General features: G+C 41.7%; 16 protein-coding genes, 1 tRNA gene and 1 pseudogene. All 18 read right to left on the reverse strand.

Annotated elements, in window-relative coordinates:
• Nucleotides 1–3: 3 nt before the first annotated feature.
• The 18 genes and pseudogenes from H6A61_RS01810 to nagA (H6A61_RS01895) all read right to left on the reverse strand — a co-directional run bounded on the left by H6A61_RS01810 (nt 4) and on the right by nagA (H6A61_RS01895) (nt 15,419).
• The gene (locus tag H6A61_RS01810; protein ID WP_239469057.1) at nt 4–1,449 is read right to left on the reverse strand and encodes a tetratricopeptide repeat protein; all 1,446 of its coding nucleotides are present in this window, start codon (nt 1,447–1,449) and stop codon (nt 4–6) included.
• A gap of 15 nt (nt 1,450–1,464) precedes the next feature.
• Nucleotides 1,465–2,406, reverse strand: coding sequence for a PstS family phosphate ABC transporter substrate-binding protein (locus H6A61_RS01815; RefSeq protein WP_204390542.1), 942 nt, complete (start codon nt 2,404–2,406; stop codon nt 1,465–1,467).
• 11 nt (nt 2,407–2,417) lie between these two features.
• A complete protein-coding gene (locus H6A61_RS01820) occupies nt 2,418–3,236 on the reverse strand; it encodes an energy transducer TonB (RefSeq protein WP_022054408.1) in 819 nt (272 codons plus the stop codon).
• Between the two features lie 17 nt (nt 3,237–3,253).
• Nucleotides 3,254–3,913 carry an ExbD/TolR family protein gene (locus H6A61_RS01825; protein WP_204390543.1) on the reverse strand — a complete coding sequence of 220 codons (660 nt, stop codon included), beginning with the start codon at nt 3,911–3,913 and terminating at the stop codon, nt 3,254–3,256.
• 12 nt (nt 3,914–3,925) lie between these two features.
• A complete protein-coding gene (locus H6A61_RS01830) occupies nt 3,926–4,531 on the reverse strand; it encodes an ExbD/TolR family protein (protein ID WP_071150658.1) in 606 nt (201 codons plus the stop codon).
• Between the two features lie 63 nt (nt 4,532–4,594).
• Nucleotides 4,595–5,401 (reverse strand): annotated as a pseudogene (locus H6A61_RS01835) (MotA/TolQ/ExbB proton channel family protein).
• A 151-nt stretch (nt 5,402–5,552) separates the two neighbouring features.
• Nucleotides 5,553–5,924: a hypothetical protein gene (locus tag H6A61_RS01840; RefSeq protein ID WP_204390544.1), complete on the reverse strand. Its 372-nt coding sequence runs from the start codon at nt 5,922–5,924 to the stop codon at nt 5,553–5,555.
• A 570-nt stretch (nt 5,925–6,494) separates the two neighbouring features.
• Nucleotides 6,495–6,788 (reverse strand): DUF4120 family protein, encoded by a 294-nt coding sequence (locus tag H6A61_RS01845; RefSeq protein WP_071150656.1) that lies wholly within the window; start codon nt 6,786–6,788, stop codon nt 6,495–6,497.
• 33 nt (nt 6,789–6,821) lie between these two features.
• Nucleotides 6,822–7,799 carry a hypothetical protein gene (locus tag H6A61_RS01850; protein WP_204390545.1) on the reverse strand — a complete coding sequence of 326 codons (978 nt, stop codon included), beginning with the start codon at nt 7,797–7,799 and terminating at the stop codon, nt 6,822–6,824.
• Nucleotides 7,800–7,817: 18 nt separating this feature from the next.
• Nucleotides 7,818–8,162 carry a hypothetical protein gene (locus tag H6A61_RS01855; protein WP_204390546.1) on the reverse strand — a complete coding sequence of 115 codons (345 nt, stop codon included), beginning with the start codon at nt 8,160–8,162 and terminating at the stop codon, nt 7,818–7,820.
• Nucleotides 8,163–8,177: 15 nt separating this feature from the next.
• Nucleotides 8,178–8,333: a hypothetical protein gene (locus H6A61_RS01860; RefSeq protein ID WP_204390547.1), complete on the reverse strand. Its 156-nt coding sequence runs from the start codon at nt 8,331–8,333 to the stop codon at nt 8,178–8,180.
• Nucleotides 8,334–8,348: 15 nt separating this feature from the next.
• Nucleotides 8,349–8,966: a DUF4313 domain-containing protein gene (locus tag H6A61_RS01865; protein WP_239469058.1), complete on the reverse strand. Its 618-nt coding sequence runs from the start codon at nt 8,964–8,966 to the stop codon at nt 8,349–8,351.
• A 58-nt stretch (nt 8,967–9,024) separates the two neighbouring features.
• A complete protein-coding gene (locus tag H6A61_RS01870; protein ID WP_204390549.1) occupies nt 9,025–9,915 on the reverse strand; it encodes a hypothetical protein in 891 nt (296 codons plus the stop codon).
• A 3-nt stretch (nt 9,916–9,918) separates the two neighbouring features.
• The gene (locus H6A61_RS01875) at nt 9,919–11,088 is read right to left on the reverse strand and encodes a hypothetical protein (protein ID WP_204390550.1); all 1,170 of its coding nucleotides are present in this window, start codon (nt 11,086–11,088) and stop codon (nt 9,919–9,921) included.
• A gap of 225 nt (nt 11,089–11,313) precedes the next feature.
• Nucleotides 11,314–12,534 carry a site-specific integrase gene (locus tag H6A61_RS01880; protein WP_204390551.1) on the reverse strand — a complete coding sequence of 407 codons (1,221 nt, stop codon included), beginning with the start codon at nt 12,532–12,534 and terminating at the stop codon, nt 11,314–11,316.
• 244 nt (nt 12,535–12,778) lie between these two features.
• Nucleotides 12,779–12,851, reverse strand: a tRNA-Lys gene (locus H6A61_RS01885).
• 210 nt (nt 12,852–13,061) lie between these two features.
• The gene (nagA, locus tag H6A61_RS01890; protein WP_154043223.1) at nt 13,062–14,225 is read right to left on the reverse strand and encodes an N-acetylglucosamine-6-phosphate deacetylase; all 1,164 of its coding nucleotides are present in this window, start codon (nt 14,223–14,225) and stop codon (nt 13,062–13,064) included.
• A gap of 27 nt (nt 14,226–14,252) precedes the next feature.
• Entirely contained in the window at nt 14,253–15,419 is a 1,167-nt protein-coding gene (nagA, locus tag H6A61_RS01895; RefSeq protein ID WP_154043224.1) for an N-acetylglucosamine-6-phosphate deacetylase, read from the reverse strand.
• Nucleotides 15,420–15,676 lie beyond the last annotated feature (257 nt).

Here is a 15,676-nt window from a genome sequence, read left to right on the forward strand (position 1 = left end):
GAACTATTGGGTAGCCTGAAGCCCTTGCAGGGCCTGTCTGGCCGTAGCGTTTTCCGGATCAAGTTCCAGAATTTTGTTCCAGTATGCTTTAGACTTTTCATAGTCCTTTTGCAGGAAATAATAGTATCCCAGGTAACTTTCACATTCGATGAGGAGTGATTTGGACGCGTCTGCTTTCTTTTCCAGCAAGGCCAGAGCCGATTCGTAATAAGGCTTGGCCAGTCCTTCCGTACTTTCAGGGTCGGCCATGGCATTGGTGCGGGCTCTCCAGAAATAGCCCAGGTAATTGTCGGGTACACGTTGAGATACTTCTGCAAAGATTTCGTCGGCTTTCTTCAAATAAGCTTCTTTTTCGGTTTCATTGGCGGTACTGCTTCCGGCCGCTATGTAATACAGTCTTCCCATCAAGAACATGTCGCTCACCTCGGCCTTTCCTTTCAGCCCGTCCAGATACACTTGGTACAGGCGGATGGCTTCAGGGTAATTTTGCAATTTTTCGTGGGCGGCAGACGCTTCCTTGGCTATTTCCGGATGCTCATATGCCGCATCCGCTTCGAGGGCTTTTTCAAACCATTGCATTGCCTCGTCGTTCCTCTGGTCTGCCAATGACAGACGTCCACGGTATAGAAAGTCCAGGTAGACGTAGTCGCTTCCGTCCGGACGGTCAAAAAAAGCGTCAGCAGCTTCAAGCCCTTCTTTATAGGCGGCAATTTCATACAAATCGTACATACGCAGACGTTTCAGGAGATGGTTGTCCTTGTCTGTAGCAAGCCCTTTCTCTACGGCCTTCAGTGATTGCGCATAGTCTTTGTTCAAATATAGCAGCATGGCGTAATACCCGTAGTCTTGCGCATCAGGAGTTCCTTGTTGCATGAATTCGTCGTAAGCAGATTTTGCTTTGCCATAGTACCCTGCCTGATAGTACGCATTGGCTAATTCACGGTTTACTTCCAGCAGTTCAGGATGGTTTGCCTTCAATTTTGTCAGCATGTCAATAGAGAGCTGAGGGTTCACCCCGATGTAGGCACGTGCGTATTTGTAATAGGCATCGTAGCAATCTGCATCGAACAAAATGGCCTGTTCGTAATATCCGCATGCCGTGCCTACATTTTTCTGTGCCAGGGCAATGTCACCTGCCAGCATATATACCGGAGCCGATTTGGAGTCTGTTTTCATGGCACGGTCAGCATAAACTTGTGCTTCAGCCGGGCGGTTATGATCCAGATAGGCGTTGCCTATGGCAACCAGCAAGGAGATGTTTTTCTTGTTTTTCCCCTTTAGTAACTCGCTGAATTCTTTGGCGGCTGTTTCCGGTGTTTCATTGATACCGGAAGCTATCTGTGTAATTAGCCTGTGGGTTTCAGCTGTAAGAGTTTCCTGGGCATAGCAGTATGAGGCAGAAAATATCATTCCGCTGCATACAAAGCATAAAATTTTATTTTTCATCATAAATTGCTCATTAAATTAGAAATTATCTTTTACGTTTACAATCCGGACTGGCTGTGTAGCCGGTATCAGTCCTGACTTGAGGATAATCCGTTGTCCGCGCTCTCCTGTCAGAAACGTCATCAGTCCGGTAGGGAGTGCTCCTTTGGGGTCATTGATAAGGATGTACACCTCATTCGTCAGCGGATATTGTTTTAACGCCAGATAAGCCTGATAAGGTCTGTAACTGTTTTCTGGAGTAGCTTCACTGCTTTCTGAAACCGACATGACCCTGACTCTTTGGTTGAAGGAGAGCCGTGTCGTATCTGCCTTGTTGCCTATCCAGTTGGCACCGATAATGCCAATGGCATCCGGTGTGGCAGCTACATAATCAATTACTTCTTCATTGCTTTTCCGTGCCTTTAATGAGGAAGAAAGAGGTTTCCCTTGGCAGATGGAGTCGATGACATAATGTACGGTTCCTGAGTTCGGATTGTCGAACACTACTTGCATGCGTCCCAGCCTTGACTTTGGGTTTAACTCTTTCCATTCCGTGATTTCTCCGGTGGCGATACGCCGGAAGTCTTCCACTGTAATGAGTGAGTCGGGATTGCAATGGTGGGTAATCAGTGCGATTCCGCTGGAAGCCATTTGAATGGATTCCGGAAAGAATTTGCGTGTATGAAAAGAAATTAATTCCTTTTCTGTCAGCCGGCGGTTGGTGATTGCCAGACGTACGCTGTCTTTCAGCAACAGGTTGACAGCTTCTACCTCACTGCAATAAACCGGGGTGATTGAAGCCTCGGGAGTCAGTGCCTGATATACTTGCAGCTCTTCTTCCATGATAGGCTTGAACGATTCGTCTACGGCAATGCGGATTTCTCCCGAATACAAGGTTTCCTCTTTACCGTTTTTCCCGGAGGAATTACAAGCCGAGAACGTGAGCATGCACAACAGATATAGCATTAATTTCTTTTTCATACACTTGGTGATTACTGTAATTTAAAAACAATAGGGCAGGTATAATAAACCGGTACGTTACGGCCGTTCTGTTTCCCGGGAATCCATTGTGGCAGCGATTTTACCACGCGTATCGCTTCTTTGTCGCAATAAGGATCCAGTGAACGGAGCACCTTGACATTTTCCACATGGCCTTGTGCATTGACAACAAAACGCAGAATGACTTTTCCTTGTATGCCATTCTCTTGTGCAATGACCGGATACTTCAGGTTTTTGGCTATGTATTTAAGAAGCTCTGCAGGCCCTCCCGGAAATTGTGGCATCTGTTCTACCATCATGTAAGGCTCTTCTTCTTGAGCTTCTGGTGCCTGGGTAATGACTTCCTGCAAGTCGGCAATGTCTTTTCCGTTCAGTTCGTCATTGCCTTTCACGTCGGCGATGGATATTTGTACCTTGGTCTCTGTCAGCTCATCCTGGCTCTTGAGCTCATCGTCATCGTGCACTTCCTCGTCTTTCTTGATGACCGGTGCCGTGAATTTGATGGTACTCTTGAGAGCCGGAGGGGGTGGGGCAATGGGTTCTACCTTTTTCAATGTTTCTTCTTTCACTTCCGGCTCCTCCAGGGCAGAAAGCTGTGTCACTTCCACCATTTCTTCTTTCTGTTCCGGCATAGCCATTTTGACAAGACGGGGTAAGGTGAATCCGGCAAATGCCACAACTGTGACAATAACCAGAGAGGCCGTCTGCCGTCTTCCCAGGTCACGGCGCATTTTATAGGCACCGTAATTTTTATTTCTGTCTTTGAAAATGAGTTCGCACCATTCCAAAGAAGTTAAATCAACCTTTGACATTTTTCCCTTTTTTGAAGTTATACATTCCTATCTGTCGCTTTTTGACTTAACTCACCATGAGAGAGGTAGTTGTCTATCAGGAAACGGTCGCCGTCCGTAATGTCGACAATTACGTATTTCCCTATGCTGCAAATCTGCATTTCGTCCAGCGCATCTATCAGATTCTTATAAGACGACTTGTCCATTGCCTTAATGATGACGGTAGGAGTGTTTTTTCCCGATTTCACGCTGGCAATTTCCTTCTTACATTCCTCTTCGGTGATTTCAAGCCTTGCTTTCTTATCCTTAAGCTCACGTACTTTCTTGACTGCTTCGTAGTTTTTGCTGAGCAATAGTTTACGCAATCCGCTGGCTTCGTAGGTGGTTTCTTTTAGTGAAGCATAGTTCTTGTAGTCCGGTTCGCCTTCGTAATAATAGAGTTTTCCGTCCTCGCCCAGCAATAAAGTCAGTGCCTGAGAGGCCTTGACTTTATTCTGTTGCTCTTCGGTGATGTTTTTATCATTGGATGGCATGCTGATTTCCATTGTTTGCGGCTTGCTCAATGAAGTACACAGCATGAAAAAAGTAATCAGCAGCATATTCATGTCGACCATGGGAGTGAAATCCACGCGGATATTCATTTTTTTCTGCTTGTTACCTTTCTTTTCTTTATTGTTGTTTTCTTGAATTTCAGCCATATTTCTTTTTCTTTATTCTTCCGGACCCGATTTTAAGGAGGTAATCAGATTGTATCTGTTTTCCTTGAGGTCTTGAAGAGAGTTCATCACTTTTTTTATGACCGCGTAGGGTGTTTGCTGGTCGGCCTTGATGGCAATGCGCAAGTCATGGTTCGTGGCACGTGCATTGCGCACCCATGCTTTGAACTGGTTGTCGATACTGTCACAAGGGATTCCCTGGTTTTTTAAGGTGCGGTCCTGCTGTTCTGTGCTAAGGGCCAGGAAAGATTTCATGTGGCTTATTGGTACTCCGAAAGTCTGGCACAAAGAAAATTTCTTTATTTCTTGCGGGGTAAATGAAAGCCCGTATTCCTTTCCCATTGCTTCTAATGTGGCTGCCATGTCACTTTGCTTGTCAAGACTCATAAAGATTTTTCCATCAGGGCCTACCAGGATGGACATGATGTTTGTTTCGGGTATCTTTATTTCAGAAATTGATGCGGGAGTGACAACCTGCACAGGCTCTTTTTTCACAAAACTGGCTGTCAGCATGAAAAAAGTAAGCAGCAGTACGGTTACATCGCTCATGGCTGTCATGTCGATGAACATGCTTTTCTTCTGAATTTTAGCTCTACTCATAATTGAAAATTTTAAATCAAACTTCTGTTTCTGTCTGCATGAGGAAAACCTCGGCTGGCAGAATTAATGAGTAGCTGCGAAAGTCTGTACAATGGAGAAGCCCACTTCGTCAAGGCTGTACGTCAGCTTGTCTATCTTGTTGGTGTAATAGTTATAGGAAATAACGGCCAGTGCACCGGTCAAGATACCAAATGCGGTGTTAATCAAGGCTTCAGAGATACCTGTAGACAATGCAACTGAGTCAGTACCTCCTCCGGCAGAAAGCGCGGCAAATGAACGGATCATACCGATTACGGTTCCCAGCTATCCCATCAAGGTGCCTAAGGTAGTGATGGTAGCGATGATAGGCAAGTTCTGCTGCATCATGGGAAGCTCAAGTGCGGTGGCTTCTTCCAGCTCTTTTTGTATGGCAAGAATTTTCTGGTCTTTCGCCAGTTCATTGTTCTGCTCCATTTCGCGGTATTTACGGAGAGTGGAGCTCACTACATTGGCCACTGAGCCGCGCTGCTTGTCACATAATTCTTGTGCTTTCTCCATGTCTCCTTTATTCAAGGCATCTTTAATCTGCGCCACGAATTTGGAGAGCTTGCTTCTTCCGAAAGAGGCGCGAAGGGTAAAATAACGTTCTACGCTTAAGGTGAGCACAGTCAACAAAAGAGTTTGGATAACAGGCACAATGATACCTCCTTTATAGATAGTTCCCAACATGTTTCCTGGAAGCGGATGATTGTTAGGGTCATTGTTCATGAAGTTGGCCGGGTTTCCAAACACAAAATGATAAATGCAAATGGCTACGATGAAACATGCGATGATGATTAAACCTGCGGCTTCTATTCCTTTGAAAGATTGTTTTGAGTTATTCGTTTTCATAATTTAATCGTTTTATAGAGTTTTGTTTTTTTGAAAAGTTTAGACAATAAGTAACTGGCTTGCGTCAAGCATGTGAAGCAAGAAATCCATATCCACTCCGACACTTTGCAAGGGTGCCGGAGCAGTGAAAAACAACTAACCTATAAAACGGCTAAATAATGATTTTCCTCATGGCAAATACATAGTATTCGCATGAAGGAATCACACAATGAATGTTTGTTGAAGGGTAAAGGCTCTCCTTGTCCTTCAATAAACCTACCTCACGTAGGGAATGATAGAATAATAATAAACGTAAGGAAAACTTGATGTTTTGTTCATCATTGCGCATCACACGTTTATCTAGCAATTTGTTGAATGAATGGTCGTGGGTAAGCGTGCTGAACAAATCATGCGTTTTATCCAGAGTCGCATAGATAAAATGGAAGGTTTCGTCTGCATCCGTCTGGTTTGATACCGCAGATGAGGTCTGGGCATCATGGAACGCATGGTTACATGAAACAGCCCCTGCCATCTCTACTCTCATAAAGATGACCGCCAGTAACAGCATTATTTTAAATATGGTCTGTTTCATATATTCAATTTCTATTTTTACTAAAACTCCGGCAAAAATAGATAATATTCTTAATCTGGGCAAAATATTAATGAACTATTTTCCGTTTCTTCTAATTTTAAACTGTAATTAGCATAAAAATATCGGGTTTGTAATAATAGCATCGTAAGTTTTTCCGGACTTTTACTTTGTAAGTAATAAAAGGAATAATATAATACGATTCCTTGGAATTGTTATACTTCATTTTATAAGGTATATCTGCCTAATTCCTGCATAAAATATTTGTAGTTTAAATATATCAATATTCTAATTGATTTTGAAGTGAGTTTATCGATGTAATTACATGGATGAAGTATTTATAGGATGGAAAAACGTGAAAGTTTTATATACAAAAGACTATAATCTTGAAAAATTCCTGTCGTTGACAATGTAAGCATACTAGATTCAGTGATGCCTATATTTCCAAGGTTTTGTTTTCTTTATAAATTTCTAGACTTTAAGGTACATTATCGGATTGATATCAGTTATTGTAAAACTTAGGATCTATGTATGTATGCTCCATCCGTGGAAACGTTCCATGATGACGGCAAAGGACTCGTCCGGATTTCCATGATACAACAGTCCTCCGACAATGCCTGTATTTCCGTCCGGATAGCGTTCGCAGAATCCGAACGAATATGGTGCATGGTCGTAATAAAGTTCGATTTCGCATGGACGGTTCTCGTTCTTCTCCCATTGTTTGAGACGTTCAAGACAGTTTTCTAGGGTCTTGTCATTGATGGATTTTGCATACTGTACGACCTTGTCGTAATACTCTTGTGAACAGCAGATTTTCATATAATTTGAATTTATTGGTTAGTAAATGTTTTTTTAGTCAATCCAGAAAGTACCGCAATGAGGGCATCTGCATTCGGCAGGATACTCATTCGAATATCGCACGTCACGGTGGCGTTTGTAGTTCATGTCACCGAAGGTGCATTTCCCGCTTCGGAATGTCTGCTCGTAAGCGGCTTCCTGTTTCTTGTATTCAGCCATCCGGCTTTTTCGGACTGATCCGGTAAAAGGTTTCATGCCCGTTGCCCATTTTGTGGAATCACACCAATCATTGGTCATACCGCAGACTTCATTGGCATAAGAATAATGTACCTGTGAATCGACAAACAGGTTCTCCCTTCGGAAAGGGAAAGTGATGTCCAATGGAATCCGTACATGATGTCCGGAACCGTTCCGGCTGTCGGCAATGGCCACCACTACATTCCCGTGGAAACGGATGCTCTTGAAATCCTTCTCAGGGTCTTCACTGATGAGCCTGTCAAACATGGCGTTGAAGTAGATGCGCAGTTCTCCACCGTACGTGGCATTCTCTACCAGTTCTTCAATCTTCTCGTCAAACTGCCCCTTTTTCAGATGCAGTGCGCGGCGTACCTTATGGCAAGCCATGGCGACCGATTCTCCCCGCAATGAACAACCAGTCAGATATCCGATGATTTCCACTCCAAGCGAATAGAAAAAATTAGTAACGGACGAGTTGCGTATCAGGTCCTTTACCGGGTCGGAATCGTTCCGGTCGTAAATAAGTTCCCTGATTTCATCTTCATGCTCTTCAAACTCTCCGGCAAGATTGTCCGCTTCCATATTCTTTCTTGTCTCCTCCAAATAGTCGTGCATGTTTGAGCTTTCCTGTTCCTCATACCATTCGTATGCCTTTTCATAGAGTTTTTCCATATTGTTGGAACGGATGCATTCCTCCTGGATGTCTTCATGCTCATCAAGATCATCCCGGTAGTCCACGTAGTAGAGGCTTACATACTGTGGAATATAGTCTGTAAGTTGTAATGTCTGGTTCATGATTCCTGATTTTAAGAGTTATACAAACGAAAAAGCCCTGCTTGTCGTGCAGGGCCTGATTCTTGTGGAACTGAAATCTTTGGAATGTCTGTTTGTATGGTATCTCCATGTCTCAAGCAGATAATCCTTGGTTCCCTTGATACTTCCGTGTACCATACATCCCTTTTCATCGTACAGGTAGCAGGTGTTAAGGAGAACCGGTATGCCGTCATGCACCTTGTACATGTGCAGCTCAATATCATTCTTTATGGCGGCAGACTTTTCCTTTTCCACTTTTCTGTGTATGGCTTTTCTGACCTCGCCGATATGAGGAGAGGTATAGCCGATTATTTCCGAATGGAATGCAAACTGATATTTTTCCATAACACTTTATCCGTATTAAAATTCTGATATAAGTTCATCTTCATATACCTCCAGTTCAAGACCGCTCTCGACAATCCTAACCAGCCAGCGGCATTCCAGTCTTTCCATCAGTTCAACGGCACGGTATCTCTTATAGGGACGTTTCAGAAATACAATGTCTCCGGTTTTCATATTTGTTCCTCCTTTTTATTGTGCGTAGATTGTTTCTATAAGTTCTGCATCCGTAAGATAGCGCAGTTCCAGTGTGGAGCAGAACAGGCAGATGCCATCCAGCAATTCATTTGCCGCGACATCCTGCTTTCGTACTCCTTCGATTAAAGATTCTTCCAGTTCCTTGCTCGAAACAAGATATATTCCGTGATTGTCCTGAACAGTTCTCAAAGGGAAACGTCTTTCCTGGTAGATGATGTCCTTTATCATGTCATCCTGTGGTGGCAGTTTGGCGCTGATTGTCTTGAACTGTTCGGGTGCGAGTTCCTTCAACCTGTCAGGATTGAAGCGGAACATTCTGAATCCCTGATATTCAAATCCGGCAGGCTCCGCTATTCTGTTACTGGTCAGGAAATCATGTACGTGTCTGTTGCAGTCCCGGCTGTCCACATAGGCATGGAACGGGGGAAGGGAATTGAGGTTGACGGTGATGTCCGTGTAGGATTCCCAGCATTCCGGATTCTCCTTAGACCGGGATTCAAGTCCTACATACAGATTGTCATTGTCGATATAACTGTTCAGGATGAGTCTGACCTCAATGCGTTCAGCCGGATCTGTGGCTGTTTTCCAGTATAGAGTGTTCGATTTGTTCATACTTGTATTGTCTTTATGAGAGAATACGGTAGTCATTATACCGCATTCCCCCCGAATGTTATGATTTGATATTTATTTGTTCCTGTGCGAACTCCTTTTTCACAATCCTCAATCTTTTTAGGAGATACAGGAAATATTCACGGTCATAGATCCGGAAAAGAAATTCCTCTGATGTCTCCTTGATATGTCCAATGAAAGTTACTGATTCCCGGTTGGGAGGATATTGAAGGAAGTGTCCGTCTGAAATAAGAGTGAGTTTCTTACGAGATACATAGTCTATCAGTTCGTCCGGAGTTTCGTACCGTCCTTTTCCTTTATAGAACTGGAAATGGTTACTGCGAAGACTTCTCAGAATATTCGCCATGTCCATCCTTGTCTGTTTGGAGTCTGACTGGATGACAAGATTACAGATGAATGCAGGCTGTTTTCCATCCACAGAAAAGTAATAAGGAATAAGTTTAAGGCAATCCGATTTACTTGAAACAGAATGTAAAGGATTGACTTTTAGAATTGTTGCTTTTCTATTCATGATTTTCATGCATCGGTCAATTTGTCTGTCTAATTCATTTTTCGGAGTTTTTATAGAGCGCAGTCCATGAAAATAGCGCCCGTCTCGCTCAAAGTGGAAAGGATATATATTTACATAGTGCGGTTCATCAACAAAAAATGAACCGTCCCTTAAATATAACAAAGGTGTATCATCTGTAAAGTAAAAGAAGTCTTCTTCAGTGATTTCCTTGAATGGCCTCTCCAAAGATTCACGATAAATACGTAACATCTTTTCAATTCTAAATCGGGGAATGGCAATCAGAAAAGGGTTATTCTCCCGTATTCGCAGCTCCTCAAGAGTTTCACCGCCATGGTCATTGTGGATTCCATCGGCCATGCGAGTCAGGCATTTTCCGTTGAAGTAGCGGGAATCGATTACATATTTCAATTGGTCTTTCATGTCTTATAGGTTTTGAAGGTTCAACACTCTTTTGACGGCATATACAGCATTCTGCGTAAGCTGCCGTTGCCATGCCTGGTATCTCGGTGACCATTTGAAACCGTATGATTTCAGTTCTTTTCGCTTCTGGTCATCCGGAATACTGTCAAACAGGATTTGCAGGCGGTCTGCCTCATAGTTCCATACCAGCGTTCCGCCTTCAAATTTCAATTCACGGTTTTCCCGTTCTCTGATTTCCTGAAGTTTCAGTCTGGCCTGCCGTGCCATTTCCGGCAGTTGAAAGAAACGGTTCCGTGGAGTGATAACCGGTTTTTTGCATTGCGTATTGAAGTCTGTAATGAAGTCCACCGCTTTCTGTACGATTTCCACTTCTCCTTTTCCTGCATAGGTGCTTACCTTATTAAGGATGCTGCTGACGAACAGGGCACGGCTGTATCCTCTTGCTTTACCGGTATCAATATCATGAATGGTCTGTGCGCTACTTGCAATGTCACGCTTCAGGCGGTTCCATGCCTCCTCCTGCTTCTGTTCTTCCGGTTTGGCAGCCTCTTTTATCCTTTTCATGGCAGCCTTGAAGCGGTTACGCCAGTCATGAAATTCATCAAATCTGTTCTGGTATGCGTCCAAGGCCTTGTTGTTGCGCTGGCAGTTGAACTTGGCAGGCCCTGTCACCATCGGACTGGCACATCGTGAGAGACTGCCCAAAAGGGCGGAGAACTTACTGTGGTATGCACTGACATACTCGTTCTGCTTTTTTTCCGGAATCTGTTTCAGATCCTCTACAAGTTGTTTTTCATATTGCATGATGTCTGTTTCCGCCCTTGCTTCAGGTTCGAAGGAACTCCATCTGTATGCGTTGTATGCAGTATCAAGCAGGTCTTCCAGATAGCCGGGATACAGGAATTCCACAGCTTCCCATTTTTCAAATTCAGACGGATGAAGTTCTGTTTCTCCGTCTGCCGCTTCGATTGTGTGTACATAGGAGCCCATTCCCGTACAGCGTTTACGGAAATGAAAAAGGACGGCTTCGTCATCCGTCCCTTGTTTCCTGATTTTCTTCACTCGGTAAGCATTCTTTCTTGTCAACGTGATAACCGTCTGTTTTCCGGTCTTGTCCTTCATGAGGTCTGCTACTGTACCTTCACATACCTTCTTTCCAACTTCTTCAGTCATATTCTTTTATTTAAATTAGACATGACCGGCTCCGTGGAGCCAGTATTTCAATTTCTTACTGGCCCGGCTGTTCTTTGCCAATGACCGGTGCAAGGCTTGGCGGAAAAAAATACCGGAGCGAAGCGAGGATGATTTTTTTCCAGCCAACCAGCCCGACAGGGCCGCCTTGCACAGTCAGTGGCAAAGGGCGATATTTGCTGTAAGAAATGAAATAATGGTTGAAAATTATATCGCGAACTTGTTTTGCAATACTTTCATTTCATTGGCAATGGTAGAATTCATGATTTTGGCATAAATACGAGTTGTACGAATGTCCGTATGTCCTAACATTTTGGCAATGGATTCCAATGACACCTTATTTGCAATAGCCAGTGATGCAAATGTATGTCTTGCAATATGTGTGGAAAGATTCTTTTGAATGCCACATACATCAGCTATTTCTTTCAAATAACTGTTCATTCGTTGGTTGCTGGGAACAGGAAGTAATAATCCTTTTTCATTGCAGATTGGATTTGACTGATATTTTTCTAAAATAAGTCTTGGTATATCCAACAATGGAATGTCGCACATATTATCGGTCTTTTCCCTTGCTTTTCTTATCCACCACTCACCATTATCTGCCTGTACAAGGTGTTCCTTTTTCAGATTCTTTACGTCTGTGAAGGCCAAGCCTGTGAAACAGCAGAAGATAAAAATGTCCCTTACCGTTTGTAACCGCTGAATATCAAAATCTTTGTTGATAATCTTACGTAGTTCAGTCTCGTTTAAAAATTTACGGTTACATTTAGTTTGTTTGAAATGTATTTCAGCAAACGGATCATCAGTTATCCACTTTTTAATCAATGCAGTTTTGATGATTTTCTTTAAATTCTTCAGATACTTCACTGTCGCATTTTGCGCACAGTTTTTCTGTATCTTAATGAAATGTTCAAACTTGGTTATAAATTCATAATTGATTGATTTTAATGGAATATCAGTCAAGTTATACTGTTCACTGATAAATTCCTTCAAATATCTTGCAGTACGTTCATATCTGAGTACAGTTCCCTCGGCATATTCCTTGTTCATTAATTCCCGGTACTCCAGATTGTGTTCCTGGAATACTTCAAGCAGCATTTTGGGAGTAGAGTGTCCTCCATAGTAGATATTTTTTATAATATCTGCTGTAATTGGTTTACCATCCTGCTCAAGTTCACGGTGTATTTGAAGGATTTTAGTTCTTATTGTATCAAGATAATGGTTTATTTCTTGATACTTTCTTTCCTTGCCAATCGCACATTCCTTTTGCGCATTCCACTTCGCGACATCTATGCCTCTCTTGATTTGGATCTCCGCACGTTTCCCGTTTATTGTAATACGCATACAGATTGGTGCTTCTCCATTTTTAAGTAACTTTGATTTTTTCAGGAAAAACAATACCGTAAAATAGTTTCTTTGCATTGCCATACTCTTTGTTTTTTAGTTGGTGTAAAATTACATGTTTTGAAAAGAGTTTGCATCATGCAAAACACAGAGAATCAGTGAAATATGATACATATAGGTGGACTTTTTTTTAAGTGAAAATCAAGTCCACCTATTTCACCTCCTTTGGGATGGCGTATTCTGCCTCAATTTGCAGTATGGATAAAAAGAAAAACCGCTAATAATGATTGATTATCAGCGGTTTTCATTGTTTTGCTTTTTGTTTGAGTGATCCGCTTGGGGCTCGAACCCAAGACCCCAACATTAAAAGTGTTGTGCTCTACCTGCTGAGCTAGCGAATCAATCCTATTTGCTATCGTTGTTTCCCGATTGCGAGTGCAAAGGTATGACTTTTTTTTTAATCTGCAAAATATTTGAGACTTTTTTATCGGAAAATATTAATAAAAAAAGAAATCTGGGATAATCACCTTTGAAGTGTGTATCCCAGATATTACAAATGTGTGTTTATCTATACTAATAAAGATTTTATTAAATAGTTGAATGTAAAACTATTAATGTATTAATGTGTTTGTGCCTTCAACGATTTCTCCATAAGAAAATACACATCTGACATTAGTATCCTTGTCCAAAATAACGATGTCGGCATCTTTGCCTTTTTGAAGAGTTCCTTTTCTGTCGTCTATACCTATAATCTTTGCCGGTGTCTCAGAAGCCATTCTTACTGCATCTTCTAATGGAATTCCTGCCTTTTTAACCATAGTCCATACCAGTTTATCCATGGTAGCAAGGCTTCCGGCCAATGATGAATGATCTGCCAGCTTACATACGTCGTTTTCGATAACATATTGCGGGTCATTAATTTCTCCGTCAAATGCAGCGTATTTTAATGCGTCTGTTACCAGACAGGTTTGTTCTACACCTTTTAGCTTATATACTAGCTTTAATATTGTAGCAGGAAGATGTCTTCCATCAGCTATAACTTCTACAGACATGCCGTCTGTCAGATACACACTTTCAACGGTTCCTTCATATTTGTATTCTCTACGTTTATGGAATCCCGGCATTGCATTATAAAAATGTGCAGCATGAGTGAAACCGGCAGAGAATGCCTTTTTAATATCGTCATATTCCGCTTCTGTATGTGTGATTGCTGTTAATATACCATTTGAGGAAGTGAATCTGCCGAAATCAAAACCACCTGGAACTTCTGGACTTATATCCCATCTTTTTATACATGAAGTTGAGTTTATTACTTGTGTATATTCGTCTTTGTTAGGTTCTGATAAGTATTCTCCCCACTGGGCACCTGCCATTTTAGGATTCAAGTAAGGACCTTCAATGTGTAAACCTTGTATTACTTTGTTGGTTTTCATCATTTCCTCACATAAAGCGGCTGCTTTTGTGATATTATCGAATGAAGTGGAAGTCAATGTAGGGAACACTGTTGTTGCTCCATGAATTAAATGTGCGTGAGTGGCAGCGTTAAATCCTTCAGCTGTACATTCGTTATAATCGTGGCCTCCTCCTCCGTGTATATGCATACCTACAAATCCTGGAACAATATTCATTCCTTTTACATCAATAACTTTAGCACCTATTACAGCCAAATCGCTATTGGTAACTTCCAGTATTTTACCATTACTAATGAGTACAGAGCCATCCATAATCCATCCTTGTGGAGTAAGGATACGTCCGTTTATTAATTGAGTAAGCATAATCGATATTATTAGTTTGTATGATTCTTAGAATAATTTATTTGTACCTTCTACTATTTCTCCCATAGACCAAACGGCACGTACGTTGAGATCTCTGTCTAAAGCCAGGATATCGGCGTCTTTGCCTCTTTCCAGTGTACCTTTGCGGTCTAATACTCCCATAATTCTGGCCGGTGTTTCAGAAACCATTCTTATTGTATCTTCTAAAGGTATTTCGGCTTTCTGTACCATAGTCTGTATCAGTCTGTCCATTGTTGCGATACTTCCAGCCAATGCAGATCGGTCTGCTAATTTGCATACACCGTCTTCGATTATAACTCTTGGGTCGAAAGCTTCCTGACTGTCGCTGGCTGCGCAGGCAAGAGCATCTGTGATTAATGCAGTTCTTTCAACACCTTTTATCTTGTGTACCAGGCGGAGAATTGTCGGTGGAACATGGATACCGTCGGCTACAACTTCAACAGTCATATCATCAATCAAATATATACTTTCTACGGTACCTTCATACTTGTACTCTCTGCGTTTATGGAATCCAGGCATTGCATTATAGAAGTGTGTTGCATGTGTATATCCGGCCTCATAACCTGTCAATATGTCTTCATATTCAGCTTGAGTATGTCCCACAGATGCTAGGATACCTTTAGATGTGATATATTTTGCGAATTGCATTGCTCCAGGCAGTTCAGGAGCAGCATCCCATCTTTTTATACAATTTGTTTCTTCCAGCAGAGGGATATATTCTTCAGGGTCTGGATTTTTTATGTTTTCAGGCATTTGTCCTCCTGCCATCTTCATGTTAAAATAATGACCTTCCAAGTGTAATCCGAGGACAGGGCTGTTATGTTCTTGCATTAATTTTTCTGTAGTTGCAGCAGCAGCACGTATCATTGGGATTGTTGATGATGACAGAGTAGGGAAGATACTAGTCGTACCATGTTGCATGTGTGCTTTGATTGCAGCTCTAAATGCATCTTCCGATCCTTCCATAAAATCTCTACCTCCACCACCGTGTACGTGGATTTCTACACCGCCAGGTACTATATACATACCTTTTGCGTCAATTATTTTTGCGCCGACAATAGCCAGATCGCAATTAGTAACTTCAAGGATTTTATTGTCACAAATTATTACAGAACCGTCTTTAAGCCATCCTTGTGGCGTTAAAATACGAGCGTTAATTATTTGGGTTAACATGATAGATAGTGATTAGTTTCTGATATATTTTTTTAATGACGCAAATTTAATCAATAAAAATTAGTTTATACTCATTAACTTGGATTTTTTTTATTATATATATGATATATTATATGAATGTTTAAAATTTTTAATTGTATAATATTATAAATTCAAGTATTTCAAACTTCTTTAAAGTAAATAATTGTTCTATTTTACTTTCCTTTGTTTTTTATTTAGTTTGCAATTTTCTTTATTCGATTGTTGTAGATGTATAA

The sequence above is a fragment of the Bacteroides caecigallinarum genome (genome assembly GCF_016901995.1).
In the GTDB taxonomy this organism is placed as follows: domain Bacteria; phylum Bacteroidota; class Bacteroidia; order Bacteroidales; family Bacteroidaceae; genus Phocaeicola; species Phocaeicola cellulolyticus.